General features: G+C 74.1%; 24 protein-coding genes and 1 pseudogene. 16 read left to right on the forward strand and 9 right to left on the reverse strand.

What is annotated here, in order from left to right; all coding sequences use genetic code 11:
• The first annotated feature begins 9 nt into the window (after window positions 1-9).
• The 4 genes from ACLJQM_RS25435 (at window position 10) to ACLJQM_RS25450 (ending at window position 3,201) form a co-directional block, all read left to right on the forward strand.
• A complete protein-coding gene (locus tag ACLJQM_RS25435; RefSeq protein ID WP_360782999.1) occupies window positions 10-696 on the forward strand; it encodes an SDR family oxidoreductase in 687 nt (228 codons plus the stop codon).
• A complete protein-coding gene (locus tag ACLJQM_RS25440; protein ID WP_410633017.1) occupies window positions 687-1,637 on the forward strand; it encodes a glycosyltransferase family 9 protein in 951 nt (316 codons plus the stop codon). The genes ACLJQM_RS25435 and ACLJQM_RS25440 overlap by 10 nt, the downstream gene beginning before the upstream one ends.
• Window positions 1,630-2,946, forward strand: coding sequence for a UDP-glucose dehydrogenase family protein (locus ACLJQM_RS25445; RefSeq protein WP_410633018.1), 1,317 nt, complete (start codon window positions 1,630-1,632; stop codon window positions 2,944-2,946). Before ACLJQM_RS25440 ends, ACLJQM_RS25445 begins: the two co-directional genes overlap by 8 nt.
• Before the next feature lie 75 nt (window positions 2,947-3,021).
• Complete coding sequence (locus ACLJQM_RS25450; RefSeq protein ID WP_360783007.1) at window positions 3,022-3,201, forward strand: hypothetical protein; 180 nt, start codon at window positions 3,022-3,024, stop codon at window positions 3,199-3,201.
• A 6-nt stretch (window positions 3,202-3,207) separates the two neighbouring features.
• Here ACLJQM_RS25450 and ACLJQM_RS25455 read toward each other — a convergent pair whose 3' ends face one another.
• The gene (locus ACLJQM_RS25455; protein WP_410633019.1) at window positions 3,208-4,521 is read right to left on the reverse strand and encodes an FUSC family protein; all 1,314 of its coding nucleotides are present in this window, start codon (window positions 4,519-4,521) and stop codon (window positions 3,208-3,210) included.
• Between the two features lie 435 nt (window positions 4,522-4,956).
• Window positions 4,957-6,294 carry an aldehyde dehydrogenase family protein gene (locus ACLJQM_RS25460; protein ID WP_410633020.1) on the reverse strand — a complete coding sequence of 446 codons (1,338 nt, stop codon included), beginning with the start codon at window positions 6,292-6,294 and terminating at the stop codon, window positions 4,957-4,959.
• An 89-nt stretch (window positions 6,295-6,383) separates the two neighbouring features.
• Between ACLJQM_RS25460 and ACLJQM_RS25465 the strand changes: the two genes are divergently transcribed.
• The 6 genes from ACLJQM_RS25465 to ACLJQM_RS25490 all read left to right on the forward strand — a co-directional run bounded on the left by ACLJQM_RS25465 (window position 6,384) and on the right by ACLJQM_RS25490 (window position 11,482).
• Window positions 6,384-7,862, forward strand: a complete 1,479-nt coding sequence (locus ACLJQM_RS25465) for an HAD-IIIA family hydrolase (protein ID WP_410633021.1) — start codon at window positions 6,384-6,386, stop codon at window positions 7,860-7,862.
• Window positions 7,859-8,884: a glycosyltransferase family 9 protein gene (locus tag ACLJQM_RS25470; RefSeq protein WP_410633022.1), complete on the forward strand. Its 1,026-nt coding sequence runs from the start codon at window positions 7,859-7,861 to the stop codon at window positions 8,882-8,884. Before ACLJQM_RS25465 ends, ACLJQM_RS25470 begins: the two co-directional genes overlap by 4 nt.
• Before the next feature lie 316 nt (window positions 8,885-9,200).
• Window positions 9,201-10,025 (forward strand): SDR family oxidoreductase, encoded by an 825-nt coding sequence (locus ACLJQM_RS25475; protein ID WP_360783022.1) that lies wholly within the window; start codon window positions 9,201-9,203, stop codon window positions 10,023-10,025.
• A 149-nt stretch (window positions 10,026-10,174) separates the two neighbouring features.
• Window positions 10,175-10,612: a DUF4383 domain-containing protein gene (locus ACLJQM_RS25480; RefSeq protein ID WP_410633023.1), complete on the forward strand. Its 438-nt coding sequence runs from the start codon at window positions 10,175-10,177 to the stop codon at window positions 10,610-10,612.
• 79 nt (window positions 10,613-10,691) lie between these two features.
• Window positions 10,692-11,123 carry a hypothetical protein gene (locus ACLJQM_RS25485; protein ID WP_410633024.1) on the forward strand — a complete coding sequence of 144 codons (432 nt, stop codon included), beginning with the start codon at window positions 10,692-10,694 and terminating at the stop codon, window positions 11,121-11,123.
• On the forward strand, window positions 11,120-11,482 hold the full coding sequence (locus tag ACLJQM_RS25490) for a VOC family protein (protein WP_247024059.1): 363 nt from the start codon (window positions 11,120-11,122) through the stop codon (window positions 11,480-11,482). The genes ACLJQM_RS25485 and ACLJQM_RS25490 overlap by 4 nt, the downstream gene beginning before the upstream one ends.
• A 141-nt stretch (window positions 11,483-11,623) precedes the next feature.
• On the opposite strand, the gene ACLJQM_RS25495 is transcribed toward ACLJQM_RS25490, so the two are convergent.
• The 4 genes and pseudogenes from ACLJQM_RS25495 to ACLJQM_RS25510 form a co-directional block, all read right to left on the reverse strand.
• Window positions 11,624-12,046 carry a DUF6292 family protein gene (locus ACLJQM_RS25495; protein ID WP_360783033.1) on the reverse strand — a complete coding sequence of 141 codons (423 nt, stop codon included), beginning with the start codon at window positions 12,044-12,046 and terminating at the stop codon, window positions 11,624-11,626.
• A 90-nt stretch (window positions 12,047-12,136) separates the two neighbouring features.
• Window positions 12,137-12,782, reverse strand: a pseudogene (locus ACLJQM_RS25500) (phosphoribosyltransferase).
• 16 nt (window positions 12,783-12,798) lie between these two features.
• Window positions 12,799-14,013, reverse strand: a complete 1,215-nt coding sequence (locus ACLJQM_RS25505) for an erythromycin esterase family protein (RefSeq protein ID WP_410633025.1) — start codon at window positions 14,011-14,013, stop codon at window positions 12,799-12,801.
• 37 nt (window positions 14,014-14,050) lie between these two features.
• Window positions 14,051-14,365, reverse strand: coding sequence for a hypothetical protein (locus tag ACLJQM_RS25510; protein ID WP_410633026.1), 315 nt, complete (start codon window positions 14,363-14,365; stop codon window positions 14,051-14,053).
• A 113-nt stretch (window positions 14,366-14,478) separates the two neighbouring features.
• Here ACLJQM_RS25510 and ACLJQM_RS25515 point away from each other — a divergent pair, with 113 nt between their 5' ends.
• Window positions 14,479-15,918 (forward strand): glycoside hydrolase family 76 protein, encoded by a 1,440-nt coding sequence (locus ACLJQM_RS25515; protein WP_410633027.1) that lies wholly within the window; start codon window positions 14,479-14,481, stop codon window positions 15,916-15,918.
• A gap of 67 nt (window positions 15,919-15,985) precedes the next feature.
• Here the strand turns inward: ACLJQM_RS25515 and htpG are convergent, their stop codons facing one another.
• On the reverse strand, window positions 15,986-17,899 hold the full coding sequence (gene htpG, locus ACLJQM_RS25520; RefSeq protein WP_410633028.1) for a molecular chaperone HtpG: 1,914 nt from the start codon (window positions 17,897-17,899) through the stop codon (window positions 15,986-15,988).
• A gap of 153 nt (window positions 17,900-18,052) precedes the next feature.
• Between htpG and ACLJQM_RS25525 the strand changes: the two genes are divergently transcribed.
• The 5 genes from ACLJQM_RS25525 to ACLJQM_RS25545 all read left to right on the forward strand — a co-directional run bounded on the left by ACLJQM_RS25525 (window position 18,053) and on the right by ACLJQM_RS25545 (window position 24,492).
• A complete protein-coding gene (locus ACLJQM_RS25525; RefSeq protein ID WP_410633029.1) occupies window positions 18,053-18,991 on the forward strand; it encodes an alpha/beta hydrolase family esterase in 939 nt (312 codons plus the stop codon).
• A gap of 63 nt (window positions 18,992-19,054) precedes the next feature.
• On the forward strand, window positions 19,055-19,513 hold the full coding sequence (locus ACLJQM_RS25530) for an HNH endonuclease (protein WP_360775494.1): 459 nt from the start codon (window positions 19,055-19,057) through the stop codon (window positions 19,511-19,513).
• 219 nt (window positions 19,514-19,732) lie between these two features.
• Window positions 19,733-21,082, forward strand: a complete 1,350-nt coding sequence (locus ACLJQM_RS25535; protein WP_360775497.1) for a protein kinase domain-containing protein — start codon at window positions 19,733-19,735, stop codon at window positions 21,080-21,082.
• 138 nt (window positions 21,083-21,220) lie between these two features.
• Complete coding sequence (locus ACLJQM_RS25540; RefSeq protein ID WP_410633030.1) at window positions 21,221-23,338, forward strand: hypothetical protein; 2,118 nt, start codon at window positions 21,221-21,223, stop codon at window positions 23,336-23,338.
• 11 nt (window positions 23,339-23,349) lie between these two features.
• Window positions 23,350-24,492, forward strand: a complete 1,143-nt coding sequence (locus ACLJQM_RS25545; protein WP_410633031.1) for a S8 family serine peptidase — start codon at window positions 23,350-23,352, stop codon at window positions 24,490-24,492.
• A gap of 564 nt (window positions 24,493-25,056) precedes the next feature.
• Here ACLJQM_RS25545 and ACLJQM_RS25550 read toward each other — a convergent pair.
• Together ACLJQM_RS25550 and ACLJQM_RS25555 are read right to left on the reverse strand one after the other, a co-directional pair.
• Window positions 25,057-25,695, reverse strand: a complete 639-nt coding sequence (locus ACLJQM_RS25550) for a LuxR C-terminal-related transcriptional regulator (protein ID WP_410633032.1) — start codon at window positions 25,693-25,695, stop codon at window positions 25,057-25,059.
• A gap of 2 nt (window positions 25,696-25,697) precedes the next feature.
• The gene (locus ACLJQM_RS25555; RefSeq protein WP_247024071.1) at window positions 25,698-26,087 is read right to left on the reverse strand and encodes a hypothetical protein; all 390 of its coding nucleotides are present in this window, start codon (window positions 26,085-26,087) and stop codon (window positions 25,698-25,700) included.
• Window positions 26,088-26,089: the final 2 nt, after the last annotated feature.

Here is a 26,089-nt window from a genome sequence, read left to right on the forward strand (position 1 = left end):
AGGAGTGCGATGCGACCCCTCGGCAACGTCCTGATCACCGGTGGCGCCTCCGGCCTCGGCGCCGCCACCGTCGACGCCGTCCGCAAGGCGGGCGGCACCCCTTACGTCCTCGACCGCGTCCGCCCCGAGGACCCGGCCGAATACGTCGAAGCCGACCTGACCGACACCGCCGCGACCGAAGCGGCCGTGCGGGAAATCGCCGAGCGCGCGGGTGGTCTCGACGGCGTCTTCACCGCCGCCGGCACCGACGCCTGCGGCCCGCTCGGCTCGGTGTCCACAGCGGACTGGGAGCGGGTGGTGAAGGTGAACCTGCTCGGCACCGCCGCCGTCGTCCGCGCGGCGCTCCCCCACCTGGAACGGTCGCACGGCACGGTCGTCACCGTGGCGTCCACACTGGGCATCAAGGCGGTGAGCGACGCGACCGCCTACTGCGCCTCGAAGTTCGGCGTGGTCGGCTTCACCCGCGCGCTGGCCGCGGAACTGGCCGGGCGGGTCGGCGTCACGCTGCTGATCCCCGGCGGGATGTGGACGCACTTCTTCGACGACCGCACCGACCAGTACAAGCCGCCGCCGGACGCGAAGCTCAACCAGCCCGAGCACGTCGCCGACACCGTCGTCTTCGCGCTCCGGCAGCCACCCGGTTCGGAAGTCCGCGAGCTGGTCGTCTGCGGGTCCGAGGAGGGATCGTGGCCGTGAGCCCCGCGGTCCTCGTGCTGCGCGCGCTCGGCCTCGGCGACCTGCTGACGGCGGTGCCCGCGCTGCGGGCGCTGCGGGCGGCGCACCCGGACGACCGGCTGGTGCTGGCCGCGCCCGAGGCCCTGCGCGATCTGGTGGCGCTGATCGACGCGGTCGACGAGCTGCTGCCGACGCCGGGTCTCGGGGAGCTCGCGTGGCCGGGACCGCCGCCGAAGCTCGCGGTGAACCTGCACGGCAGCGGCCCGGAGAGCGTCCACGACCTGCTGCAGGCCGACCCGGCCGAGCTGCTGACCCACCACCACCCCGACTTCCCCGACGTGCCCGGCCTCGAGTGGCGCGACGACGTGCACGAGGTCGACCGCTGGTGCCGGCTCGTCGAGTACGCCCACCTCCCGGCGGACCGCTCGGCCCTGCGCCTGCCGGTGCCGCCCGGGCCCGGCCCCGCCCCGGACGCCGTCGTGGTGCACCCCGGCGCGGCGTTCCCCGCCCGGCGCTGGCCGCCGGAGCGGTTCGCCGTCGTCGTCCGGGCGCTCGCCGCGGCGGGACACCGCGTCGTGCTGACCGGAAGCGCGGGGGAACGGGACCTGTGCCGGTCGATCGCCGGGCGGGCCGGGCTCGGCGACGACGTCGTGCTGGCCGGGCGGACCGGCCTGGCGGACCTGGCCGCGCTGGTGGCCGGGGCCGCGCTGGTCGTCTGCGGCGACACCGGCGTCGGGCACCTCGCGACCGCGTTCGGCACGCCTTCGGTGCTGCTGTTCGGGCCGACCCCGCCGCGGCTGTGGGGGCCACCGCCGGACGCGCGCCAGCACGTCGTGCTCTGGGCCGGGAACGTCGGCGACCCGCACGGCGAGGAGCCCGACGGCGGGCTGCTCCTGCTCGGCGAGGAACGCGTGCTCGCCGCCACGCGCGCGGCGCTCGAAGCGCGAGTGGCGCATGGCTGAGCACATCGGGATCGTCGGCGCGGGCTACGTCGGCCTGACGAGCGCCGCGTGCTTCGCGCGGCTGGGGCACCGGGTGACCTGCGTGGACACCGACGAGTCCAAAGTGGACGAGCTGCGCCGCGGCGTCGTGTCGATCGCGGAACCCGGGCTCGCCGAGCTGGTCGCCCAGGGCCTCGGCGACGGGACGCTGACCTTCACCACCGCCCAGGCCGAGCTCCACGGCGCCGGCCTGGTGTTCCTGTGCCTGCCCACGCCGCCGGGCGAAGGCGGGCGCCCCGACCTCGGCGTCCTCGAACGGGTCGTCCCGCAGCTCGGGCGCCTGCTGCGGCCCGGCTGCGTGGTGGTCACCAAGTCGACGGTGCCGGTCGGGACCGCGGCGCGGCTGCCCGGCCTGCTGGGCCGCGGCGACCTGCCGGTGGCCGCCAACCCCGAGTTCCTCCGCGAAGGCCACGCCGTCGAGGACTTCCTGCACCCGGACCGGGTGGTGGTCGGCGCCGACCCGCCGGGTTCGGCGGCGGCCGTGCGCGTGGCGCGGCTGTACGAGCCGGCCGGCGCCCCGGTCGTCACCACCGACTCGGCCAGCGCGGAACTGGCGAAGTACGCGAGCAACGCGTTCCTCGCGGTGAAGCTGTCCTACGTGAACGTCCTCGCCGAGCTGTGCGAGCTCTTCGGCGCCGACGTCCGCGAGGTCGCCCGCACGATGGGCCTGGACGCGCGGATCGGCCCGGAGTTCCTCGCCCCCGGCCCCGGCTGGGGCGGCTCGTGCCTGCCGAAGGACACCTCGGCGCTGCTGCACGCGGCCGAGGCGGCGGGCGTCGACTTCGGCATCCTGCGCGACGCGGTCCGCGTCAACGCCCGCCAGCGCGCCCGGGTCGTCCGGGCGGTCCGGCAGGCGGTGACCGGCTCGGCGGCGGGTTCGCTCGCCGGCGCCCGCATCGGCCTGCTGGGCCTGGCGTTCAAGGCGGGCACCGGCGACCTGCGCGACTCCCCCGCGCTGGCGGTGGCCGAGGACCTGGCCCGCGCGGGCGCCGAACTCACCGCGCACGACCCCGCCGTCGCCCGTGTGCCCGGGACGGGCGCGGTCCAGGTGGTCGACGACCCGTACCTGGTGGCCAAGGACGCCGCGGCGCTGGTCGTGCTCACCGAATGGCCAGAGTTCCGCGACCTCGACTGGGCGCGGCTGGCGGCGTCGGCCGCGCGGCCGGTCGTCGTGGACACCCGCAACCTGCTCGACCCGGTCGCCCTCGCCGCCGCCGGGGTCACCCACATCGGTGTCGGTACCCGGCGGAGCCTTACTCCGTTCGAGTGACGTCGTTGCTCCTGACGAGTGTGGCCGCCGTCACGGGGTAACCGCCTGGCACCATCGATCCCGTCAGGGGGCCCCATGCCGAACCGAGTCCTGATCAGCCGCGACAGCAAGCCGATCCCGTGCGAGGAGTGCGGCCTGCCCAGCCTGCACGTGGCCCGGCTGGTGTCCGGCGATGGGGCGCTGCTGGGCCAGACGATGGTGTGCACGGCGTGCCGTCGTCACCGTGCGGAGGCGGAGGCCGTCGCGGTGCACTGACCGCCGTCAGCGGTCTTCCAGCTTCTCCACCAGCAGGCGCGCGGGCAGGATCAGCGCCCCGAGCCCCAGCCGGGCCGGGACCCCGTCGTCCTCGGCGGTGACCAGGCGCTGTTCCAGCTTGTGCAGCAGCGCCCGGCATTCGTCGAGTGCGACAGGCTCCCCGACCGCGGCGACGGCCTGGACGGCCCCGGCGAGGGTGTGCATGAGGTCCGCGAGGTCATCCCGCGCGTCCGGCCACGGGTAGGCGAACGGGTGCTCCCGCCGCGCCGAGGTCGTCCGCACGGCGGCGATGAGCTGCGCGAGCGGTGGCCACAGGGCGATGAGCGTCCGCAACGGACGTTCGTGGTGCGCCCCGGCGGTCGGCCGGCCCCGGCGCAGGTTGAGCCGCCGCCCTTCCCGCGTCCACCCGGCCGCGTCTTCGGCGGCGAGGACCTGGCTCTTGGCGTCGTCCGTCCGGGAGAGCAGGGAATCGACGCCTTCGGGCTCGTCGCGGCGGATGAGGTCGGACGTCGCTTCCAGGAGTTCGGCCAGCGCTGCCGCGAGCCGCCGGGCGGCACTGGCCAGGCGTTCGCCGTAGAGCGGCGGGAAGATCAGCGTGTTGACGGCCACCCCGATGGCGGCCCCCAGCGCGGTTTCCAGCAGCCGGTCGCCGAGCAGCACCGGCTCGGTGGCGGTGCCGTAGGACACGACGAGCATGCCGGTGACCCCGACCCACACCCCGGAGTCCCCGAACCGCCGCCAGCTCCCGGCGAGCAACCCGGCGAAGACGACCACCGCGAGCGCCACGGCCTGCCACGGGATGAGCTGTCCCACGACGGCGGCGAGCAGCACACCGGTGGCCACGGAACCGACCTGCTGAACCCAGCCGCGCAGGGACCGGTAGACGGTCGCCTCGACGAGGAAGACGGCGGCGTAGGGAGCGAGAAAGGGTTGCGGCAGTTCGAGAACCAGGGTGGCGAGCAGCCAGGCGCCGGTGGCGGCGAGGGTGGCTTTGGCGCTCTGCACGAGAACCCGCCGTTCCCGCCCGGGGACGCGAACGGCACGGGCGAGCCAGCCGAGCGGGGTGCGGTCGCGCCGTTCGTCGTCGGGCGTGGGCCCGGTGGTCCCGAGCGCGACGGTGAGGTGGCGTTTGAACCTGAGCCGCCGGCCGGGAGGTGCGGCCGCGGAACCACCCCGGTCCGGGATCGCCGCCCCGCGCCGCTGGTCCCGCCGACCGGGATCCGCTGCCTCCGCACCGCGCCGCTGGTCCCGCCGACCGGGATCCGCCGAGCTGCCACCGTTCGCCGACACGCCCGAGCCCGGCCGCCCATCGCCGTCCACAGACCCACGCGACACCGCTGACCCCCGCCGACCGGGAGGCGCGGCCGCGGAACCACCCCGATCCGGGGCCACCGCACCGCGCCGCTGGTCCCGCCCGCCGGGATCCGCCGAGCCCTCACCGTCCGCGGACACGCCCGAGCCCGGCCGCCCATCGCCGTCCACGGACCCGCGCGACACCGCTGACCCCCCGCCGACCGGGAGGCGCGGCCGCGGAACCACCCCGATCCGGGGCCACCGCACCGCGCCGCTGGTCCCCCGCCGAGCTACCACCGTTCGCCGACACGCCCGAGCCCGACTGCCCATCGCCGTCCGCGGACCCGCGCGACGCCGCTGATCCGCCGCCGCTCGCCGACCCGGCGTGAGCCGTGCGGGCGTCGCCGTTCGCCGCGGACCGGCGAGCCTCCTCCACCGATACCTCGTCTTCGCGCCGGTCGGTCATCCCGGCGGCGCCACGTGCACCAGCTTCGTCTGGGTCATCTCGTCGAGCAGCTCCGGGCCGTACCCGTACCCGTTGCCGCTCCGCCCCCGCGGATGCGCCGCCCCACCAGGTGCACCGCCGAAGACGTTGTTGACCTTCACCGTCCCGGCCGGCAGCTCGCGCCACGCGCGCTGGGCGTGCGCCATCGACGCCGTCAGCACCGTCGCCGCCAGGCCGTACTCGCCCTTTGCCGCTTCGGCCAGGCCGTGCTCGAAGCTCGGCACCACCTGGACCGGCGCCACCGGCCCGAACGTCTCCTCCGTCATCACCCGCAGCTCCGAGCCACACCCGTTGAGCACCGTGGCCGGGTAGTGCGCGCCCGGGCCGTCGGGGACCACGCCCCCGGTCAGCACCCGTGCGCCCCGCGCGGTCGCGTCCGCGACGTGCGAGTGGACGTGGTCGCGGTGCCGCCGGTCCACCAGCGGCGCGAGCGTCCGCGACTCCGCCTCCTTCACCAGCGCGTCCAGGAACGCCGGAGCCACCGCTTCGTGGACGTAGATCCGTTCCACCGCAACGCAGATCTGCCCCGAGTTGGCGAACGCCCCCAGCGCCGCCTGGCCCGCCGCCCACGCGGGGTCGACGTCCGCGTCGATCAGCAGCGGGTCGTTGCCGCCGTTCTCCAGCAGTGTCTTCGCGCCCGTCGCGGCCGCGCTCGCGGCGATCGAGCGGCCGGTCGCCGTGCTGCCGACGTGCGCCACCACGTCGACGTCGTCGCGCATCGCCAGGATCGCGCCGACTCCGCCGTCGCCCTGGACGGTCTGCAGCACGCCGCCCGGGAGCACGCCGATGAGCAGCTCGCCGAGCAGCTGCCCGGTGTGCGGCGCGCGCTCGCTCGGCTTGTGCACCACCGTGTTCCCGGTGACCAGCGCCGCGCCGAGCAGCCCGCACGCGACCGCCACCGGGTCGTTCCACGGCGTCAACGCGACGACGACCCCGCGCGGCTCCGGCACCATCAGGTCCGTCGCGCCCGGGTCGCCGTGCAGGCTGCGGCCGCGGTGGACCGGCCCGAGCTCGGCGTACTGGTCGAGGGTGCCGGCTCCGGCCAGCACGCCTTCGCGCGCTTCGTCGCGCGGCCGCCCGGTTTCCGCTTCGTTCGCCTTCGCCAGCTCGTCGGCCTGGGCCCGCAAGCGCTCCGCCGCCGTGTGCAGCAGCGCGCCGCGCTCGGCGGCCGGCGTCCGCGCCCACGCGGCCCGGGTCTCGTTCGCCAGTGCCAGCGCGGCGTCGATCTCGTCTTCGCCCGCGACCGGCACGCTGCCGACCACGCTGCCATCGGCCGGGTTCCGGATCTCGATCATCCGCACCTCCTCCGTGTCCCCGCCCGGATACCCGCGGGCGCGCGATCGACACGCCGTTTGACCGCCCGGCCGCCGGGTAGCCCGCTGCGGTGACCGCATCGCTCGACTACACCGTGGTGATCCCCACGACCGGCCGGGAAAGCCTCAAACCGCTGCTGGAAACCCTGCTCGGCGGCGAAGGTCCGCACCCGGCGGAGGTCCTCGTCGTCGACGACCGCCCCGCCGGGCCCGAGCTGGACGTCCCCGGCGGCGTCCGCGTGCTCCGCTCCGGCGGGCGCGGCCCCGCGGCGGCCCGCAACCTCGGCTGGCGCACCGCCGGGAGCGAGTGGATCGCCTTCGTCGACGACGACGTCGTGCTCGCCCCGGACTGGCCCCGGCAGCTGGCCGAAGACCTGCTGCCGCTGCCGTCCGGAGTGGCCGCGTCCCAGGGCCGGATCACGGTGCCGTTGCCGGCGGACCGCCGTCCGGCCGACGACGAACGCGGCACCGCCGGCCTCGAGCACGCGTGGTGGATCACCGCCGACATGGCCTACCGCCGCGCTGCTCTGGCCGAGGTCGGCGGCTTCGACGAACGCTTCCCCCGCGCCTTCCGCGAGGACTCCGATCTCGCGCTGCGCGTCGCCGAGGCCGGGTACCGGATCGGCCGGGGCGAGCGGCTGACCACGCACCCGGCTCGCCGCGCGGGGTTCTTCTACAGCCTGAAAGCCCAGCGCGGCAACGCCGACAACGCGTTGATGCGCCACAAGCACGGCGTGCACTGGCGTCAGCGCACCGGCGCGGGACCCGGCCGGCTGGGGCGGCACGCACTGTCCACAGTGGCCGGCCTGGCCGCGCTCGCGCTGCCTTTCGCGCACCGGCGCGGGAAAGCCGTCCTCGCCGCCGGGATCTGGGCGGGGCTGACGGCCGAGTTCGCCGCCCGCCGGATCCGGCCGGGCCCGCGCACGCCCGGCGAAGTCGCGCGCATGGTCGTCACCAGCGCCCTGATCCCGCCCGCCGCGTGCTACCACCGGCTGCGCGGGGAGATCGCGGCGCGGCGCCCGAGGCCACCGGCCGCCGTCCTGTTCGACCGCGACGACACGCTGATCGTCGACGTCCCGTACCTCGCCGACCCGGACGGCGTCCGCCCGGTGCCCGGCGCCGTCGAGCTGGTGCGGAAACTGCGGGAAAGCGGGATCCCGGTGGGGATCGTGAGCAACCAATCGGGTGTCGCGAAAGGACTGATCACCCCCGACCGGCTCGCCGCCGTGAACGCCCGCGTCGAGGAGCTCTTCGGGCCATTCGGCACCTGGCAGGTCTGCGTCCACGACGACGGCGACGGCTGCGACTGCCGCAAGCCCCGCCCCGGCATGGTGCTGCGCGCCGCCGGCGAGCTCGGCGTCGACCCGGCGGCCTGCGTGGTCATCGGCGACACCGGCGCCGATGTCGACGCCGCCCTCGCCGCCGGTGCCCGCGCGGTGCTGGTGCCCACCGCCCGCACGCTCGAACCGGAGATCGCCCGGGCCCGCCGGCACGCCGCCGTCGCCCGCGACCTCGCCGAAGCGCTGCGAGTGGCCGGGATCGCCCGATGACCCGGGTGCTCGTCGCCCGCCAGGACAACCTGGGGGACGTCCTGCTCGCCGGGCCTTGCGTCCGCGCGGTGGCCGCGCACGCGTCGCACGTGACGCTGCTGACCGGCCCGCACGGCCGCGCGGCGGGCGAACTCCTGCCCGGGGTCGACGAGGTGCTCACGTGGCGGGCGCCGTGGATCGACCCCGACCCGCCCCCGGTGACCGCGGCGGACACCGGCGCGTTCGTGGAGCTGGCCAGGTCCCGGCGGTTCGACCGGGCGCTGGTCCTGACGTCGTTCCACCAGTCGCCGCTGCCGCTGGCGCTGCTGCTGCGGCAGGCGGGCGTGCCGTGGATCGGCGCGATTTCCGAGGACTACCCGGGCAGCCTCCTCGACCTGCGCCACCACGTCGACGGCGATCCCCCGGAGCCCGAGCGCATGCTGTCGCTGGCGGAGGCGGCGGGCTGCACGCTGCCACCGGGCGACGACGGCGCCCTGGCGTTGCGCCGCCCCTTGCCGGAGGTGACCGAGCTGACCGGCGGCGGCCCGTACGTGGTGGTGCACCCGGCCGCGTCCGTGCCGGCCCGGCAGCCGTCGTCGGCGTGGAGCCACCGGCTGGTGCGCGCGCTGGTCGCCGACGGGCACCGCGTACTGGTGACGGGCGCGCCCGCGGAACGCCACCTGACGCGCGCCGTGGCCGGCACGTCGGCGGTCGACCTCGGCGGCCGGACGTCGCTGCCCGAGCTGGCCGCGGTGCTGTCCGGAGCGCGGGCCGTGGTGGCACCCAACACGGGCCCCGCCCACCTCGCCGCCGCGGCGGGCACACCGGTGGTGTCGTTGTTCGCACCGGTGGTCCCGTCGGCCCGCTGGGCCCCCTACGGCGTCCCGGCGGTGGTGCTCGGCGACCAGCACGCCCCGTGCCGCGACAGCCGTGCCCGCGTCTGCCCGGTCCCGGGCCACCCGTGCCTCGAGGAGATCGACCCGGCCGACGTCTGCCGCGCGGTGACCGCCCTCATCCAGCCGGCGGCGATTTCTCAGCGGTAGCGGGGAAAGCGGTGACCGCCGGCGGCATCCGGCGGTCACCTGTCCGGGGGTGCGTCAGCCGCCGATCTCCTCGCTGACGCCGCTCGGTCCCTCGTACGTGCGGTCCGGCAGCCCGCGCACGACGCCCGACGTGTCCTCGTCCGCACCGTCTCCTCACGTCCGGGAACCGCGCGATTACCCGGCCCGGCCCCGGACACACGCGCCGGACAGCACGATGATTTTTCGTCTCGGACACCGCGGCCGGTCGTCGTGACGACGCGGTTTAGGGCCCCGACGACGTGGTAGCCGCCCGGCAACGCGTCGAAAGGAGAAACCCGTGCCCACTCCGGCGCCCTTGCCCGCCGAAGCCGCCTCGCCGCGGCGGGCCGTTGTCACCGGGGCCGACTCCGGGATCGGCCGTGCCGTCGCGGTGGCCCTCGCCCTCGGCGGCCTCGACGTGGGCATCACCTACCGCGAGGACGCCGAAGGTGCCGAAAAGACCGCCGCCGAGGTCCGGTCGCACGGCGTCGCCGCCCACGTCCGGCACCTCGACCTCACCCGGCTCCCCGAAGCCGCCGACGTCATCGACGCCATGGCAGCCGACCTCGGCGGGATCGACGTCCTCGTCAACTGCGCCGGCACCGGGAGCAGCCAGCGCGCGCTGGAGCTGGACTACCGGAAATGGCGCGAGGTCCTGGACGTCGACCTGGACGGGGTCTTCCTCCTCTCCCAGCGCGCGGCGCGCCACATGGCCGACGCCGGCCGCGGAGGCCGGATCATCACCATCACCAGCGTCCACGAACACGTACCCCGCGTCGGTGCCGCGCCCTACTGCGCCGCCAAGGCCGGGGCCGGGGCGCTCACCCAGGTGCTCGCGCTGGAGCTGGCCGAGCACGGCATCACCGTCAACTCCGTCGCCCCCGGCGAAATCTCCACGCCGATGACCGGGCAGACCGATGCCGACCCGCGCGAGCAGGAGCGGCCCGGTATCCCGCTCGGTCGCACCGGGCACGCCCGCGAAGTCGCCGCCGCGGTCGCGTTCCTGGCCAGTCCCGCCGCCGGTTACGTCACCGGGACCTCGCTGGTCGTCGACGGCGGGCTGCTGCTGATGGGTGCGCAACACGGCACCGCGTACCGCGAGCACGACTGGCGTTCCCCCTAGACCAGGGGCTCGCGTCCGGGCTGCAGGGACCGGCGCGGGTTCCGGCCGCGGGCCGGACGGCGGCTTCCGGGCCTGCCGTCCGGCCCGTTCCACTGCCCCGTTTCCCGTCCCTTTCGCCGGGTATCCGCCCGCCGAGGGAAGGAGAGCCCATGTCGTCCACCGAAATCCGCTCCCGGACGGGAGCGTCCTGGCTCCGTCCGGTCGTGGCCGTGGTCGGGCTGCTCTACCTGGCACTGGGCGTCGCCGGGTTCCTGACGCCGGAGACGGCGGCCGTCGGGCACGAGACGAGCCGGGCCTTCTGGATCTTCAGCCTGACGCCGCTGCTCAACCTGGTCCACAGTGCGGTCGGCGTGCTCGGCCTGCTCGCCGCGACCCGGCGCACCGGGGCGATCATCTACTGCTGGGTCCTGTTCGTCGGCTTCGCCGGCATGACCGCATACGGCGTCCTGGCGACCTCGTTCAGCACGCCCGAGGACCCGATCAACCTCAACTGGGCGGACAACGGGCTGCACGGCCTGACCGCGCTCGCCGCGCTCGTGCTCGGCATCTTCGCCGCCCGCGCCGCCAACCGGAACCACCCCGCGTGAAGGAGGGCTCCATGCACCGCGAAAGCGACCGGCACCCACCGGGCGAGAGCGAGTTCCCGTCGGGCATCGGCGGCGGCGCATGACGTCCGGCAGCGCGGCACCGGGAGGTGAGCCCGCCGTCGTCGTGCGGCACCGGCTGCACGCCGACTTCGCCGTCCCGCTCCCCTGGCTGCACCGCCTGCTCGGCCCGCACAGCGGCCTGGACCTGGACACCGGCGGCCTGCGCGTCCGGTTCGGGCCGTGGCTGGTCGAAACACCGCTGAACAACCTCGCCGGCGCCAAAGCGACCGGCCCGTTCAGCCCGCTGCGCGCGCTCGGCGTCCGGCTGTCCCTGGCCGACCGCGGCCTGACGTTCGGCACCACCACCCGCGGCGGCGTGTGCCTCCGCTTCCGGGAACCGGTGCCCGGCATCGAACCGTGGGGGCTGCTCCGCCACCCGGGCCTGACGGTGACAGTCGCCGAACCGGAGCTGGTCGCCGCGGCCGTCAACCGGATCGTGGGGGCGGCGTGACGACCGCCCGGATCCTCGCCGTCGCGGTCGACTGCCGCCGGCCCGACCTGCTCGCCGCGTTCTGGGCGGAGGCGCTCGGCCACGGCGAGACCCGGACGTGGACCGACTCGCACGGCCTGACCTACCGGCAGCTGGACCTCGGCGACGGTCCCGCGCTGCTCTTCCAGCCGGTACCGGAAGGCAAGACCGGGAAGAACCGGCTGCACCTCGATCTCGCCCCGGAGGGCCGCGACCAGCGGGCGGAGGTGGAACGGCTGGTGCTGCTCGGGGCGAAGGTCCTCGACGACCCGCCCGACGACCCGTGGATCGTGCTCGCCGACCCGGAGGGCAACGAGTTCTGCGTGCTGCCGCCGCGGTGAGGCCGAGGTAGCCCGGCTGAACTCAAGCACCAAGAAATTCGAAAGTCGGTTCGTGGCGGATCGCTGATCCACATCGCTCGTCAAGGACGCTTCCCTCAGGCGAGTGCCTCGCGGGGTTCTGCGTGCTCCCGCCGCGGTGACTCAGGCCTGGCCGACGGGGTCCGCGGCGTAGGCGGCCAGCCGCTCGTCGAAACCGTCCGGGGCGCCCGGGGTCCGGAAGCCCGGTGGGTCGGGGCGGCCGGGGTAGCTCTCGCCGTACAGGTCCCGCACGAACGCCACGACCTCGTCCGGGGCCGGCAGGACGTCCGCGCCCAGGTAGGCGAGTGCGATGACTTCGTCGCCCGTCGCGGATTCGACCACCGCCGACCAGCCGTCGCGCTCGTCCCACAGCAGCGCCGTCTCGTGGTCCGGGAAGCGGTCGAGGCGGCGGTCGAGGGCCAGGTACCCGCCGGCGGGCACGGTGACCTCGCAGAACCACGCGGGTACGTCCAGCTTGCCCGCGACGGCCAGCAGGTACTGCCGCAGCCCGCGGGCCGCCGCGCCGAGCGCGTCCCGTTCGATCACCACACGCCTGCCCATCCGGTCGGTGCCCCCGCCGGGTGATACCCCGTCACCCACTCGGTCAACCCGGCCTGCCCCGGGCGGAGCAGTGCGTCACCGGTCGAGCAGGTCCAGCACTTCGTCGTCCCCGAGCTGCGGGAAATCCGCGTACCACTGGCCGACCGCGCGGAAGTCCGGCGGTTCGGTGACGCAGACGACGTCGTCGGCTTCGGCCAGCAACCGCGAGGCCGCGCCGGGAGCGGCCAGCGGGGTGGCGAACACGACCGTCCGCGGGTGCCCCGCGCGCAGTTCGCGCAGTGCCGCCGTCGCGGTGACGCCGGTCGCGAGCCCGTCGTCGACGAGGATGACGTCGCGGCCGGCCACGCGCACCGGGGCCCGGCCGGCGCGGTAACGCTCGAGCCGGCGCCGCGCTTCCCGCCGTTCCCGGTGTTCCACCCGCGCCAGCCGGGGGGGGGGGAGTCAGCTCGAGCGAGCGCAAGATCGCGTCGTCGTAGCGCGCGGGACCGTCCGGGGTCACCGCGCCGACACCGTGTTCACGCCGCCCCGGCGCGCCGATCTTGCGCGCCACCGAGACGTCCGGCTCGGCGCCGAGCCGGCGGGCGACCACCGCGGCCACCGGGACCCCGCCGCGGGCGAGGCCCAGCACGAGCGGGTTCACCCAGCTCCGGCGGCGCAGTTCGACGGCGAGCCACCGCCCGCCGTCGCCGCGGTCGGCGAACACCCGCGCGACCTCGGCCATCGGCGCTCCCTCCGCGTCACTCCCCGCCGGGGTGAGTGTGCACCTCCGGCTCCCACTGGTGCAGCGGCGTGCTCGCGGTCGTCTCGTCGCAGTGCACGAAGGCGTCGTACCGGGCCGACGGCACGGTCGGCACGTACCCGCCGCCGTGGTGGACGACGCCGATCGCGCGGTGCTCGCGCAGTTCCTCCGCCCACGCCGTGCCTTCGCCGAAGACGTGCAGGCTGGTCTCCCCCGGCACGGCGTCGTGCAGGAGGCCTTCGAGGCTGTCCGGGCGGGCCGGCTCGACGCGCATCCGGCGGACGGACCCGCCCCAGTGGTCGGCGGCGAGCACGGACCCGTGGAAGGTGCCGAAGCCGACGGCGACCACACCCTCGGCCGCGTGCCGTTCCCGGACCAGCTGGCCGAGGTTGACCATCCCGGCCGCGGCCATGTCGGTGGCGCGCGCGTCGCCGACGTGCGCGTTGTGCGCCCACACCACGGCTTTCGAGCGCGGGCCGTAGGCGTGCAGCAGCCGGTCGAGGGTGTCGCTCAGGTGCGTGTCGCGCGTGTTCCAGGACCGCGAGCCGCCGTGGAGCATTTCGCGGTAGTGGCGTTCCGCGCCGGCTTCGGCGTGCGGGCCGGTCAGCAGCCGCACCACGTCCTCGCGGCACTCCGCCGGCACCAGTCCGGCGGAAACCCCGTCGTCGCCTTGATCTTCACCGTACGGCTCGAAGCAGCCGAAGGCCCGCAGCGCCGTCTCGACGTGGTCGGGCGCGTGCGCGCGGACGTAGTCGAGGACACCGCGCAACGACTCCCCCAGGCGGTAGACGTCGAGACCGTGGAACCCGCACGGCGGCCCGTCGCCGGTGGCGTTGAACGACCGCAGCCAGGTGGCGAACTCGGCGACTTCTTCGTTGGCCCACAACCAGGTCGGCCACTCGCGGAAGCCCCAGAGCACCTGCCCGGGATCGTTGGGCGCACCCGGCGCCCCGGCGGCGCAGCAGTGCACCCGGTGGCACTCCGGCCAGTCCCCTTCGACGGCGACGAACGAGAAATCCCGTTCGGCGAGCAGCCGCCGGGTGAGTTCGGCGCGCCAGCGGTGGAACTCGGCGGTGCCGTGGGTCGCCTCGCCCAGCAGCACGATCCGGGCGGTGCCGATCCGCCGCACGAGCGGGTCGAGGTCCTGCGGGCTTCTCAGCGGCGTGGCCGCTTCGCGGATCGCCGTCACTTCGTCGAGCACGGTTCCGGACATGCCTGGCACGTGCCCGTTCCGCCGCGGCGCGAAACCCTCAGGTGCGCCGGCCGGCCCGCCGGTCGGGGTGCGTTTCGCAGACCGAAGCGATCAGCTTCACCGACGTGTCGTCGTGCCCGTCACAAACCTCGCGGCGCAGGAATTCGACCTTTTCGGCGACCGGCGCGGGGAGCCTGTCCTCCCGTGCCTCGACCGGGCCGCCGGCGAGCAGCAGACCGGCGGCGTCGTCGGCGTACATGATCCGCAGCCTGCCCCGGCGTTCGGCCTCTTCGAGCTGCGGCAGTTCCCCGGCCCGGAAGCGTTCTTCGTCCTCCGCGAGCCGGGCGAGCACGAATTCGCCGAGATTCGTCATGACCCGGGGTCACCGCGAGAATTCCTGTCCGAAACCTGTCTTGCAAAGGACTGGACCATTGCGCGCGGCTCCCGAAAATGAAGGCATCGCCCCTTCAGCGCGGAAGGTGACCGATGAACTTCCTGGTTCCCCTGCTCTCCCTCGTCATGGCCGCCACCCCGGCGCCCACCCCGTCCCCGGCGCCGGCCACCACCCTGGCGGCGATCTGCGACAAGTACTGCGACGCCCGGGATCCCGCCCTCTCCCCCGGTGACCGCGAAGGCGCTTCGGCGAGCATCGCCGGACGCCGGCTCTCGCTGCACCTCGACGACGCCGACGACATGGGCTGGGCGGCGATCACCGGCGGTGCGGCCGGCGACCACGTCTGGCTGGACCGCTCGTTCGACGCCGGGCGCACGTGGGCGGCCGGCAGCAAGCTCGGCGACACCGCGACGCCGTCGGGCTCGACCGGCTGGCGGACCCTGATGCACAACGCCGACGACTGGGCGAACAAGGGCGTCGGCCTGCTGCGCGCCTGCGGGCAGCCCGCCGGTTCGGGCAGCATCGCCTGCACCGGCTGGGCACGCCCGACGTGGAACGCCTGGGACCGCCGCACCGCGGCCGCCACCGCGTTGATGGAGCGGTACAACCTCGGCACCGGCCTGTTCGACACGACCGGCTGGTGGAACTCGGCCAACGCGTTGACCGCGATCATCGACAACGCCCGGATCAGCGGCATGGGCAGCTACCGGTACGCGATCGACACGACGTACACGAAGAACCTCGCGGCGCAGGGCGGCCAGTTCCGCAACGACTACCTCGACGACACCGGGTGGTGGGGCCTCGCGTGGGTCGACGCCTACGACCTGACCGGCGACAGCAAGTACCTGAACACCGCCCGCGCGGACGCGGACCACATGTACGCCTACTGGGACGGCGTCTGCGGGGGCGGGGTCTGGTGGAGCACGAGCCGCACCTACAAGAACGCGATCCCGAACTCGCTGTACATCCAGCTCAACGCGGCCCTGCACAACCGGATCCCGGGCGACACGGTGTACCTGGCGCGCGCCCGCGCGGGGTGGACGTGGTTCTCGGGCAGCGGGATGATCAACGGCTCGAACCTGGTCAACGACGGCCTGACGTCGGGCTGCGCGAACAACGGGCAGGCGGTCTGGTCGTACAACCAGGGCGTGCCGCTGGCGGCGTTGCGGGAGCTGAACCGGGCGACCGGCGACGCGGCGCTGCTCACGAAGGCCCGCGCGATGGCGAACGCGTCGACGACGAACGGGTCGCTGAACCCCGGCGGCCTCCTCCGCGACCCCGGCGAGAGCGCGGGTGGCGGCGGCGGGGACGGCCCGACGTTCAAGGGCGTCTACGTCCGCGATCTGGCGGTGCTGAACGCGGCCCTGTCCGACCGTCCGTACACGGGTTACCTGCAGCGCCAGGCGAACTCGGCGTACGCGAACGACCGGACCAGCGCGGAGGCGTACGGCCTGCTGTGGGCGGGGCCGTTCGACCAGGCCGACGCGGCCCGGCAGCAGAGCGCCCTGGACCTGATGAACGCGGCCCCCTGACGGTCGTGAGTGTTCAGGGCGGTTCCAACCGCCCTGAACACTCACGACCAGCTGCGGCAGTCCGGGGTCAGAGCGTCTTCTCCAGGCGGCCGGCCAGCAGCTTGATGAACCGCGACGGGTCGGCCAGCTCACCGCCCTCGGCGAGCAGCGCCATCCCGTAGAGCAGCTCCGCCGTCTCGGCCAGCCCCTCGTCCTCCGGACGCGCCGCGTGCGCCTCCCGCAGGCCGGTGACCAGGCCGTGCTCCGGGTTCAGCTCGAGGATGCGCTTGATCGGCGGCAGCTCCTGGCCCATCGCGCGGTACATCTTCTCCAGCGTCGGCGTCAGGTCGTGGGTGTCCCCGACGATGCACGCCGGCGACGTCGTCAGCCGCGAGGAGAGCCGGACCTCCTTGACGTCCTCGCCCAGCGCGGTGCCCATCCACGACAGCAGGCCCTCGAAGTCCTTGCTCTGCTGCTCGCGGGCGACCTCGGTGGCCTTCTTGTCCTCGTCGGACTCCAGGTCGACCTGGCCCTTGGCGATGGACTGGAACTGCTTACCGTCGAAGCCCGGCACCGAGTCGACCCACATCTCGTCGATCGGGTCGGTCAGCACCAGCACCTCGAAGCCCTTGGCCCGGAAGGCCTCCATGTGCGGGGAGTTCTCGATGGCCGAGCGGGACTCGCCGGTCATGAAGTAGATGTGCTCCTGGCCGTCCTTCATCCGCTCGACGTACTCGCGCAGCGACGTCGGCTTCTCCGCGTCGTGCGTCGAGGCGAACGACGAGATCTCGAGGATGGCTTCGCGGTTCTCGAAGTCGTCGAGCAGGCCCTCCTTGACCGCCCGGCCGAACTCGCGCCAGAACGTCGCGTACTTCTCGGCGTCGGCGGTCATCATCGTCTTGACCGTCGAGAGGACCTTCTTCACCAGCCGGCGGCGGATCAGCTGGATCTGCCGGTCCTGCTGCAGGATCTCCCGCGACACGTTGAGCGAGAGGTCCTGAGCGTCGACGACGCCCTTGACGAACCGCAGGTACTCGGGGACGAGGGACTCGCAGTCGTCCATGATGAAGACGCGCTTGACGTAGAGCTGGACGCCGCGCTTGCGCTCGCGCAGGAACAGGTCCATCGGCGCGTGCGAGGGCAGGAACAGCAGCGCCTGGTACTCGAAGGTGCCCTCCGCCTGCAGCCGGATCGTCTCGAGGGGGTCCTGCCAGTCGTGGCTGACGTGCTTGTAGAACTCGTGGTACTCGTCCTCGGTGACCTCGCTCGAGGAGCGCGCCCACAGCGCCTTCATCGAGTTGACGGTCTCGGCCTTGGGCTCTTCGCCTTCGGCGGCCTCGGTGGCTTCGGCGGTCATCCGGATGGGCCAGGTGATGAAGTCGGAGTACTTCTTCACGATCTCCCGGATCTTCGCCGGGGACGCGTAGTCGTAGAGGTGGTCCTCGGCGTCCTCGGGCTTGAGGTGCAGCGTGACCGCGGTGCCCTGGGGCGCGTCCTCGACGGGGCCGATCGTGTAGGTGCCCTCGCCGGTGGACTCCCAGCGGACGCCCTCGGTCTCGCCCGCCTTGCGGGTCACGAGGGTGACCTTGTCCGCGACCATGAAGCTGGAGTAGAAGCCGACGCCGAACTGGCCGATGAGGTCTTGGGACGCCGCGGCGTCCTTGGCCTCCTTCAGCTTGGTCAGGAAGTCGGCGGTGCCCGACTTGGCGATGGTGCCGATGAGGGCGACGACGTCTTCGCGGCTCATGCCGATGCCGTTGTCGCGCACCGTGAGCGTCCGCGCGGCCGGGTCCGTCTCGAGCGCGATGTGGAGGTCGGTGGTGTCGGCCTCGAGGTCCTTGTCGCGGTAGGACTCCAGCCGCAGCTTGTCGAGTGCGTCGGAGGCGTTGGAGACGAGTTCGCGGAGGAAGGTGTCCTTGTTCGAGTAGATCGAATGGATCATCAGCTGGAGCAGCTGACGCGCTTCCGACTGGAACTCGAGCGTCTCGATCGGGGTGGTCACTTCCGGTCCTTTCCGGTTTCTCGGCCTCGGGGTCGGTCGATCCTACCGAGGGGGTCCGACGATCCCCGCCGCGCACTTTATGAACGCAATGTAGGAGGGCCCGCGACCCGGTGTGATGCTGGCCACGCCCCGCTGCCGATCAAGGAGGATCGAGTGCCCGGACGCCTTCCCCGGTGGGCCGCCGCGTTCGCCGCGGCCTGTGCCCTGACCACCGCTTTCGCCGCCCCCGCCGCCGCGGCGGGCGTCGCCGACCACCCCGTCCGCACCACCGGCTGCGGGCGCGCCCCCGGCATCCCGGCCGGGGCGACGACGACCCGGCACGTCGTCTCGGGCGGCCTGGACCGCGAGTACACCGTCCACCTGCCGGCCCGCTACGACCCGCACCGGCCGTACCCGCTCGTGCTGTCGTTCCACGGGCACAAGCGGACGTCGCAGTACCAGGAGGAGCTGTCCGGCTTCTCGGCGCTGGACGCGATCTCGGTCTACCCCCAGGGCCTGATCGGCACGGACGGCGAGTCGGCCTGGACCGGCGCGCCCTACTCGGCCGCCGCCGACGACGTCCTCTTCACCAGCGACCTGCTGAACTCGCTGCAGCGCACGCTGTGCGTCGACCCGGGCCGCATCTACGCGGCGGGCAAGTCCAACGGCGGCGGCTTCGTCGGGGTCCTGGCGTGCCGCCTGGCGGGCCGGATCGCGGCGTTCGCGCCGGTCTCGGGGGCGTTCTACCCGCAGGGCGGTGCCTGCGACCCGAGCCGCCCGGTGCCGGTGCTGGACTTCCACGGCACCGCCGACACGACCATCCCGTACACCGGCAACCCGGCGAAGGGCCTGCCCGCCATCCCGGACTGGCTGACCGCGTGGTCCACAAGGGACGGTTGCCGGCCGGCGCCGGTGTCGTGGACGCCGGTTCCCGGGGTCGTGGCGCAGAAGTGGCTCGGCTGCGACCGCCGCGGCGCGCTCGAGCACTACCGCATTGAAGGCGCCGGGCACGTCTGGCCGAGCACGCAGCCGAACAACGATTCGGCGACGCCGTCGGTCATCGACGCGACCCCGGTCATCTGGCGCTTCTTCCGCGCGCATCCCCTGTGGTGAAACGCGATTGACGCACCTCTTTCCCCTCGGCGACGATTTCCGCCGAGAGGAAAGAGGTGCGTTGTGAAGGTTCTCGTCCTGAACGCCGGTTACGAGCCGCTGCAGACGGTTTCGGTGCCGCACGCGATCCGCATGCTGGTGCGGCACGTCGCCGAGATCCACGAGGCCGAAGACGGTCTCGCGTACGGGTTGTTCCCGCGCCCGAAGACCGTGCGGTTGCTGAGGTACGTGGTCATGAAGTGGCGATATACGCAGCCACCGAGGTGGTCCCGCCGCGGCGTCCTGACCCGCGACGGCCACCGCTGCGCGTACTGCGGCGCCCGCGCGACGACGATCGACCACGTGCTGCCGCTGAGCCGCGGCGGTGCGCGGACGTCCTGGCTGAACACGGTGGCCGCGTGCGGTGGCTCGGCCCGCAGCTGCAACGCGCGGAAGGCCGACAAGCTGCCGGCGGAGGCGGGGATGAAACTGAGGTTCACGCCCTACGTGCCGGCGTGGGACCAGCTGCACCAGGTCGCCTGACCCCGCGGCCCGCTCACCGCTCCGGTGGTGGGCGGGCCGCGGAGGCTGGTTCGACGGGATCGCGGCAGCCAAGTCGCCGCCGGGCCCGGCGGCGGTTCCGAGCGCCCGGTCCCGATCCCGGCGAGCCACCAGCTCATCGGCAGCCCGGCGCACGGATCGTTAAGCTCGAACCGATCGTCCCGGGGATCCGTGTGTTCCGGGGAAGGCCGGGAGGTCGTCGTGACCGACGCAGGAGAGCTGATCGCCGGGCGCTACCGGCTGGCCGAACGGGTCGGCCAGGGCGCGATGGGCGTCGTCTGGCGTGCGCGTGACGAGCGGCTCGACCGGGTCGTCGCCGTCAAGCAGCTGGACTACGACGCCGCCATCGGGCGGGCCGCCGGCGAGGAGGCGGCCCAGCGCGCGCTGCGCGAAGCCCGGCTCACGGCCCGGCTGCGGCACCCGCACGCCATCACCGTGCACGACGTCGTCGAGCAGGACGGCGAGCCGTACCTGGTCATGGAGTACCTGCCCTCGCGGAGCCTCGCCGAAATCCTGGCCGATCGCGAGTGCCTGCCCGACGACGAGGTCGCGCGCATCGGGCTGCAGGCCGCGTCCGCGCTCGCCGCGGCGCACGCCGAGGGGATCGTGCACCGCGACGTCACGCCCGGCAACGTCCTCATGGGCGAGGACGGCGTCGCCAAGATCGCCGACTTCGGCATCTCCCGGGCGACCGGCGAAGGCACCGTGACCGGCGGCGGCTTCATCGCCGGCACCCCCGCCTACCTCTCCCCCGAAGTCGCCAACGGCCGCGAAGCGGGCTTCCCGGCCGACGTCTTCTCGCTCGGCTCGACGCTCTACCGCGCGCTGGAAGGCGTTCCCCCGTTCGGCACCGACGAAAACCCGATCGCGCTGCTCCTGCGCGTCGCCCGCGAGGACGTCACGCCGCCGAAGCACGACGGCCCGCTCGCCGAGGTCCTGACCCGCCTGCTCCAGCGCGACCCGGACGCGCGCCCGTCGATGGCCGAGGTCCAGCAGCTGTTCGAGGCGGTCACGCAGGGCCGCCCGCTGCCGCCGCCGCGCCCCCGGCCGCGCACGGGCACGCGCCTGCTGCGCGTCCGCCGACCCCGGCGCCGCCTGGTGCTGGCCGGGGCGGCCGGTGCCGTCCTGCTGGCCGCCGGGGTGCTGATCGGGACGGCGCTCGTCCCGGAGAGCACGCCGATCGCCGTCCCGGTCACGGCCACACCGCCGCCGTCGACCCCGCCCACCCCGACGACCGCCGACCTGGGCTGCGCGGCCAGCTACGAGGTGACGAACTCCTGGCCGGGCGGCTACCAGGTGCTGGTGACGGTCCGCAACGACCACGACGAGGACCTTTCCGGCTGGAGCGTCCGCTGGACCCTCCCGGACGGCCACCGCATCACGGGCCTGTGGAACGGCACCTACACGGTGGACGGCTCCACGGTGACGGTCGACAACGCGGCGTGGAACGCGAAGCTGAACGCCAACGCGACGACGACGTTCGGCTTGATCGCGTTGACGGGCAGCGGAACCGGCGGTGACCGCCCGGCCGTCACCTGCCGGACGCTGTGAAAGCCGGTGCCCCTGAGCCGGTCCTGACAATCCGTCGTTGATCCGATCGGGGTAATTCCAGGAGATCGAGACCCCGGCTCAACTCCCCCGGCGTCCGGCCCGTCGGTAGTGGTGATCAACCACCACAGGGAGGTGCCAGTGCGAAGAAATCTCACGGTGCTCGCGGTTCTGCTCGCGGGGCTGGTGGGGCTCGCCCCGCCGGCCGCCGTCGCGGGGACGCCGTCCGACGTCGTCACCCTGATCACCGGTGACCGGGTCGCGGTCCGGAGCGCGCCGGACGGCCGGTCGCTGTACGACGTGCGCCCGGCCGCGGCGAAGGGCATGGCGCGGGCGCTCGTGCACCTGCGCCTCGGCGACCGGGACTACGAGGTCCCCGGCACCGCGCTCCCCTACCTCGGGCGCGGCCTCGACCTGAGCCTGTTCGACCTCCAGGCGCTCCGGGCCGGGGCGGCGCTGCCGGCCGACCCGTCGACGTTCGGCGCGGCGCTGGCCCGGCAGTTCAAGGAGGACAACGCGCGCGGGCACTTCGGCGGCACCGGGCTCTTCGCCGCGGGCAAGAGCTTCGCCCTCACCGGGACGCGGCCGGCCGCCCAGCCGCGGTCGGTCATGCGCACGGTTTCGGTGGACGCGAACGACATCGGCGGCAAGCCCGCCGACACCGGCGTCGCGTTCCTGTACAACACCGACGACGGGAACCTCCTCGACCCGAACGAAAACCTCAACTACTTCTCCGGGGGAACGGCGAAGTTCAGCGCGCCGGACGGGAACTACAGCGCACTCGGCCTGTTCTGGACGGCCGACGCCGACGGCAACCCGACCGAGGTGCGCTTCAGCGCGCAGCCGGAGTTCGCGGTGAAGGCGGACACGACCGTGCGTGTCGACGCCGCCCGCGCGTCCAGCAAGCTGACGTGGGTGACCCCGCGGCCCGCGCTGCTCGACGACACCGGGTTCCTGTTCCGCCGGGCCGCGAAGACCGGGCCCGCGCTGGTCGTCGACTTCGACGCCGGGCCAGGCGTGCCGATCGCGGTGTCGCCGACCGCGGTCCCGGTGCGCACGGGGGCGCTGCAGACGTACCCGTACAGCAGGCTGGTGTCCCCGCCCGGGCCGGGCACGCCGTACGAGTACGTGCTGCAGAAGGCCGCGGTGGGCCGGATTCCCCCGCAGCGGTACGTGATCACGGCGCAGGACGTCGCCGCCGTCGACTCGACCTACTTCAGCGAGTTCTCCTCGCTGGGGCTGCGGCAGCGCAGCGGCATGTTCTCCTTCGAGGACAGCGGCGGGCGGGTGTCGCACCCGATCCCGCTGCCGCGCAGGCAGACGGAGTACGTCTCGGCGGCGCCGGACCTGCGCTGGTTCGGCGGGTTCTCGAAGTACGTCCTGCCCGGGCCGTTCGCCGGGTGGGCCGGGGGTCAGTACGAGTCGTTCCACGCCTACCGGGGCGGCACTTCCGTGACCGAGGACTGGAACCGCTTCCCGCTGCACCCCGCGGGCGGCGTCGCCCTGCTGCCGCTCGACGACGGAACCGCACCGGTCCGGCCGGCCGCGACGCGCGCCGGCGACCTGCTGCGGCTGTCGATCACGCCGTTCAGCGACAACCAGCCCGGCCACACCGGGTTCGGCTTGTACGGCGAAGTGCGGGACACCGTCACCGGGCACTACACGCTGACCCAGGACGGCGCGACGATCGCCGAGGGCAGCCCGGTGGGCGCGACCGAGGTGTCGGCCGAGCAGGCCGTGGCGGCCGGGCCGTCGACGCTGGGGCTCACGATCGACGCGGGCCGCACCGGGCCGATGTACCGCCAGAGCACCGCGTCCCACACGGAATGGACGTGGCGGTCGCGGCACGTCGAGGGCGCGACGCTCCCGGCGGCGCTCTACTGCGCCCGCGGCGGATCGGGGCCCGACCGCGCGTGCGGCGTCGAACCGCTGCTGACGCTGGGGTACGGGGTCGGTGGACTGCGTCCGGACGGGTCGGCGCTGGTGGGTCCGCAGAGCCTGGACCTGACGGTCGGGCACCTCCAGCGGAGCACCGCGTCGCCGGTGGCGGGCGCGACGGTGCAGTACTCCACCGACGGGGTGACCTGGCAGGACGCGACGGTCACCGCCCGCGGCGACGGCCTCTTCCACGCGGACTTCACCGCGGCCACGGACTCGTTCCGCGGCGCGGACGTCTCCCTGCGCGTCACGGCGTCCGACACCGCGGGGGCGAGGATCGCCGAGACGATCACCGCCGCCTACCACGTCTACCAGTCCTGAGGGAGTCCACTGTGAACAGAAGAGGGATCGGCGTGCTGGCCGCGGTGGTGTCGGTGGCGTTGTCCGCCCCGCCCGCGAATGCGGCCCCGGCCGCCCGCGCGGCGTGCCCGGATCCGGGCCCGGGCCTGCTGCGCTGCCTGACGACGTACGCCCCGGCCCGCGCCTTGGCCGACGGCCCGGCCGGCTGGGGCGCGGACGACCTGGCGTCGGCCTACCGCCTGCCGTCGACGGCGGGTCCGGAGACGGTCGTGGGCATTTCGATCGCCTACGACGCCCCGAACCTGGAGGCGGACCTGGCTACTTACCGGGCGCAGTACGGCCTTCCGCCGTGCACGACGGCGAACGGCTGCTTCCGCAAGGTGAACCAGCAGGGCGCACCGGCCCCACTGCCCGCCGCGAGCTTCGGCTGGGCCCTGGAGTCCACTTTGGACGTCTCGATGGTCTCGGCGGCGTGCCCGTCGTGCCGCATCCTGGTGGTGGAGGGGAATTCACCGGGCTTCGCGGACCTGGCCGAGACGGAGGACACGGCGGTCCGCCTGGGCGCGAAGGTGGTGTCGAACAGCTACGGCGCCCGTGAAGGCGGCGCGCCCCTGGCGTACGCGAGCCACTACCAGCACCCGGGCGTGACGGTGGTGGCCTCCTCGGGCGACGCGGGCTTCACGGCGGCGAGCTACCCGGCGGTCCTGCCCTCGACGGTCGCGGTCGGCGGCACGACGCTGGCCCGCGACCCGGACTCCGCGCGAGGCTGGGCGGAGTCGGCGTGGGAGTACGGCGGCAGCGGTTGTTCGGCGTACATCGCGAAACCCGCGTGGCAGAAGGACTCCCACTGCGGCAAGCGAACGGTGGCGGACATCGCGGCGGCGGCAGACAGCCTGGCGGTGTACAACACCGACGCGGGCGGCTGGCTCCCGGTGAACGGAACCAGCGCTTCGGCACCGTTCGTGGCGGGCTTGTACGGCCGTTCGGGCCATGCCGGCGCGGCACAGCCGGCGGACCTGTACGCCCACGCGGGGCAGTTCGTGGACATCACAACGGGCACCAACGACCCGACCGGGACAGGCAAGAAGTGCGGCGGCGACTACTTGTGCGTCGCGGGCCCGGGCTACGACGCCCCGACGGGAGCGGGAACCCCGAACGGCCTGGCCGGCTTCTGAGGGAATTTCCGGGGGAAGACGTGAGCTGCCCCGCCCCGGCGGGGCAGCTCACCCCGGGCGCACTGACGCCTCGACCCGGCACGCCCGCAGGCCGCGCCCAGGCCCGGCCGCCACTCTCGCCGAATACCCACCGCGCCCGCACCGCAGCAAGCGCAGGCACGCCACCCAGCCCAGGACCGCCGCGAGCAGCCGGCCCGGTTCCGCCCCGCCTACCCCGCCGGGCGACCCAAAGCCGCCGCGCGCAACCAGCCCGGTTCCGTCCGCGCACCCCGCAGCTCAGGGCCGCCGCCGCACCCCGCTCCGCCGAGAAGGCACGCCCCCATTCGCGCCGGATACCCGCCACCACCGCGCCCGCACGGCAGCAAGCGCAGGCACGCCACCCAGCCCAGGACCGCCGCGAGCAGCCGGCCCGGTTCCGCCCACCCCGTCCGCACCGCGGCCCCGCCACGCAACCCGGGCCCACCTCGAGCGACCCGCCCGCCCACCGCGGCCCCCGCCACGCAACCCAGAGCCGCCGCGAGCAGCCGGCCCGATTCGGTCGCCGACCCCGCAGCAAGCGCCAGCTCAGCCCGGCCGGCACAACCCCCGCTCGTACGCCACCAGCCCGGCCTCCGTGCGGTGCGCGCACCCCAGCTTGCGCACCACCTGCGCCACGCAATCGCGCACCAGCGGTTCCGGTATCCCCAGTTTCTCCGCGATCTCCGCGTTCGTCAGCGCCGAGCCCACCCCGATCAGCACCTCGCGCTCCCGCGACGACAGGCGGTCGACCTGTGCGAGGCGCTCGTCGCGGGGTCCGGACAGCCGGGTGGCCGACGAAACCCACCGGCGGGAGGCGTCCGGGGAGAGCACCACGTGCCCGTCCGCGGCCAGGCGGACCACCTTCAGCAGCTCGTTGCGCCGCGCCGAGCGCAGCACGAAACCCGCCGCCCCATCACGCAGGGCGCGGAGGATGCCCGCGTCCGAATCGAACGTCGCCAGCACCAGCACCGCCGGGCGGCGGAACACCGGGCCGAGGGGGCCCAGGCGCAGGTCGAGCAGCACCACGTCCGGGAGGCGACGGCGGAGGGTCGTCCGTGCGGCCGTCGCGTCGCCGACCGCCGCGATCAGATCGATGCCGTCCGCCTGCGTGAGGAGGGCGGCCAGGCGGGCGCGGACCGCCTCGTCACGTTCGGCCACCAGGACCCGGACCGGTGGCGCGACCACGCTCAGTCCTTCGGGCGCAGGCGGATCAGCGGCAGGTCCGTCTTCGACGCGCCGACGAGGTCACGGCCGCCCGGGCCGCGCAGCCGCAGCTCACGGAAACGGACCGCCGACAGCTGGGCGGCTTCGATCGGGTAGACGTCGCCGTAGCGCTTGATCTTCTCCACCAGCTCCTTGCCGAGCAGCTCGACCAGCCCCGCGTGCCGGGTCGCGCCGCCGCCCAGCGGGACGTCCAGTTGCCTGCGCACCTCGGGAAACCGCTGGTCCAGCTCGACGGCGAGCTGGTGGATGGTGACGTAAGCCGGGCCGAAGTCCCCCGCGTCCGGGCCCGCCGGGATTTCCTTCAGCACCTTGACGAGCTTGTCGTCCATCCCGAGCTTGTCCCACAGGGTCACGC

Origin of the sequence: Amycolatopsis sp. cmx-4-83 (genome assembly GCF_046548815.1) — a bacterium.
Taxonomy (GTDB): Bacteria; Actinomycetota; Actinomycetes; order Mycobacteriales; family Pseudonocardiaceae; genus Amycolatopsis; species Amycolatopsis pretoriensis_A.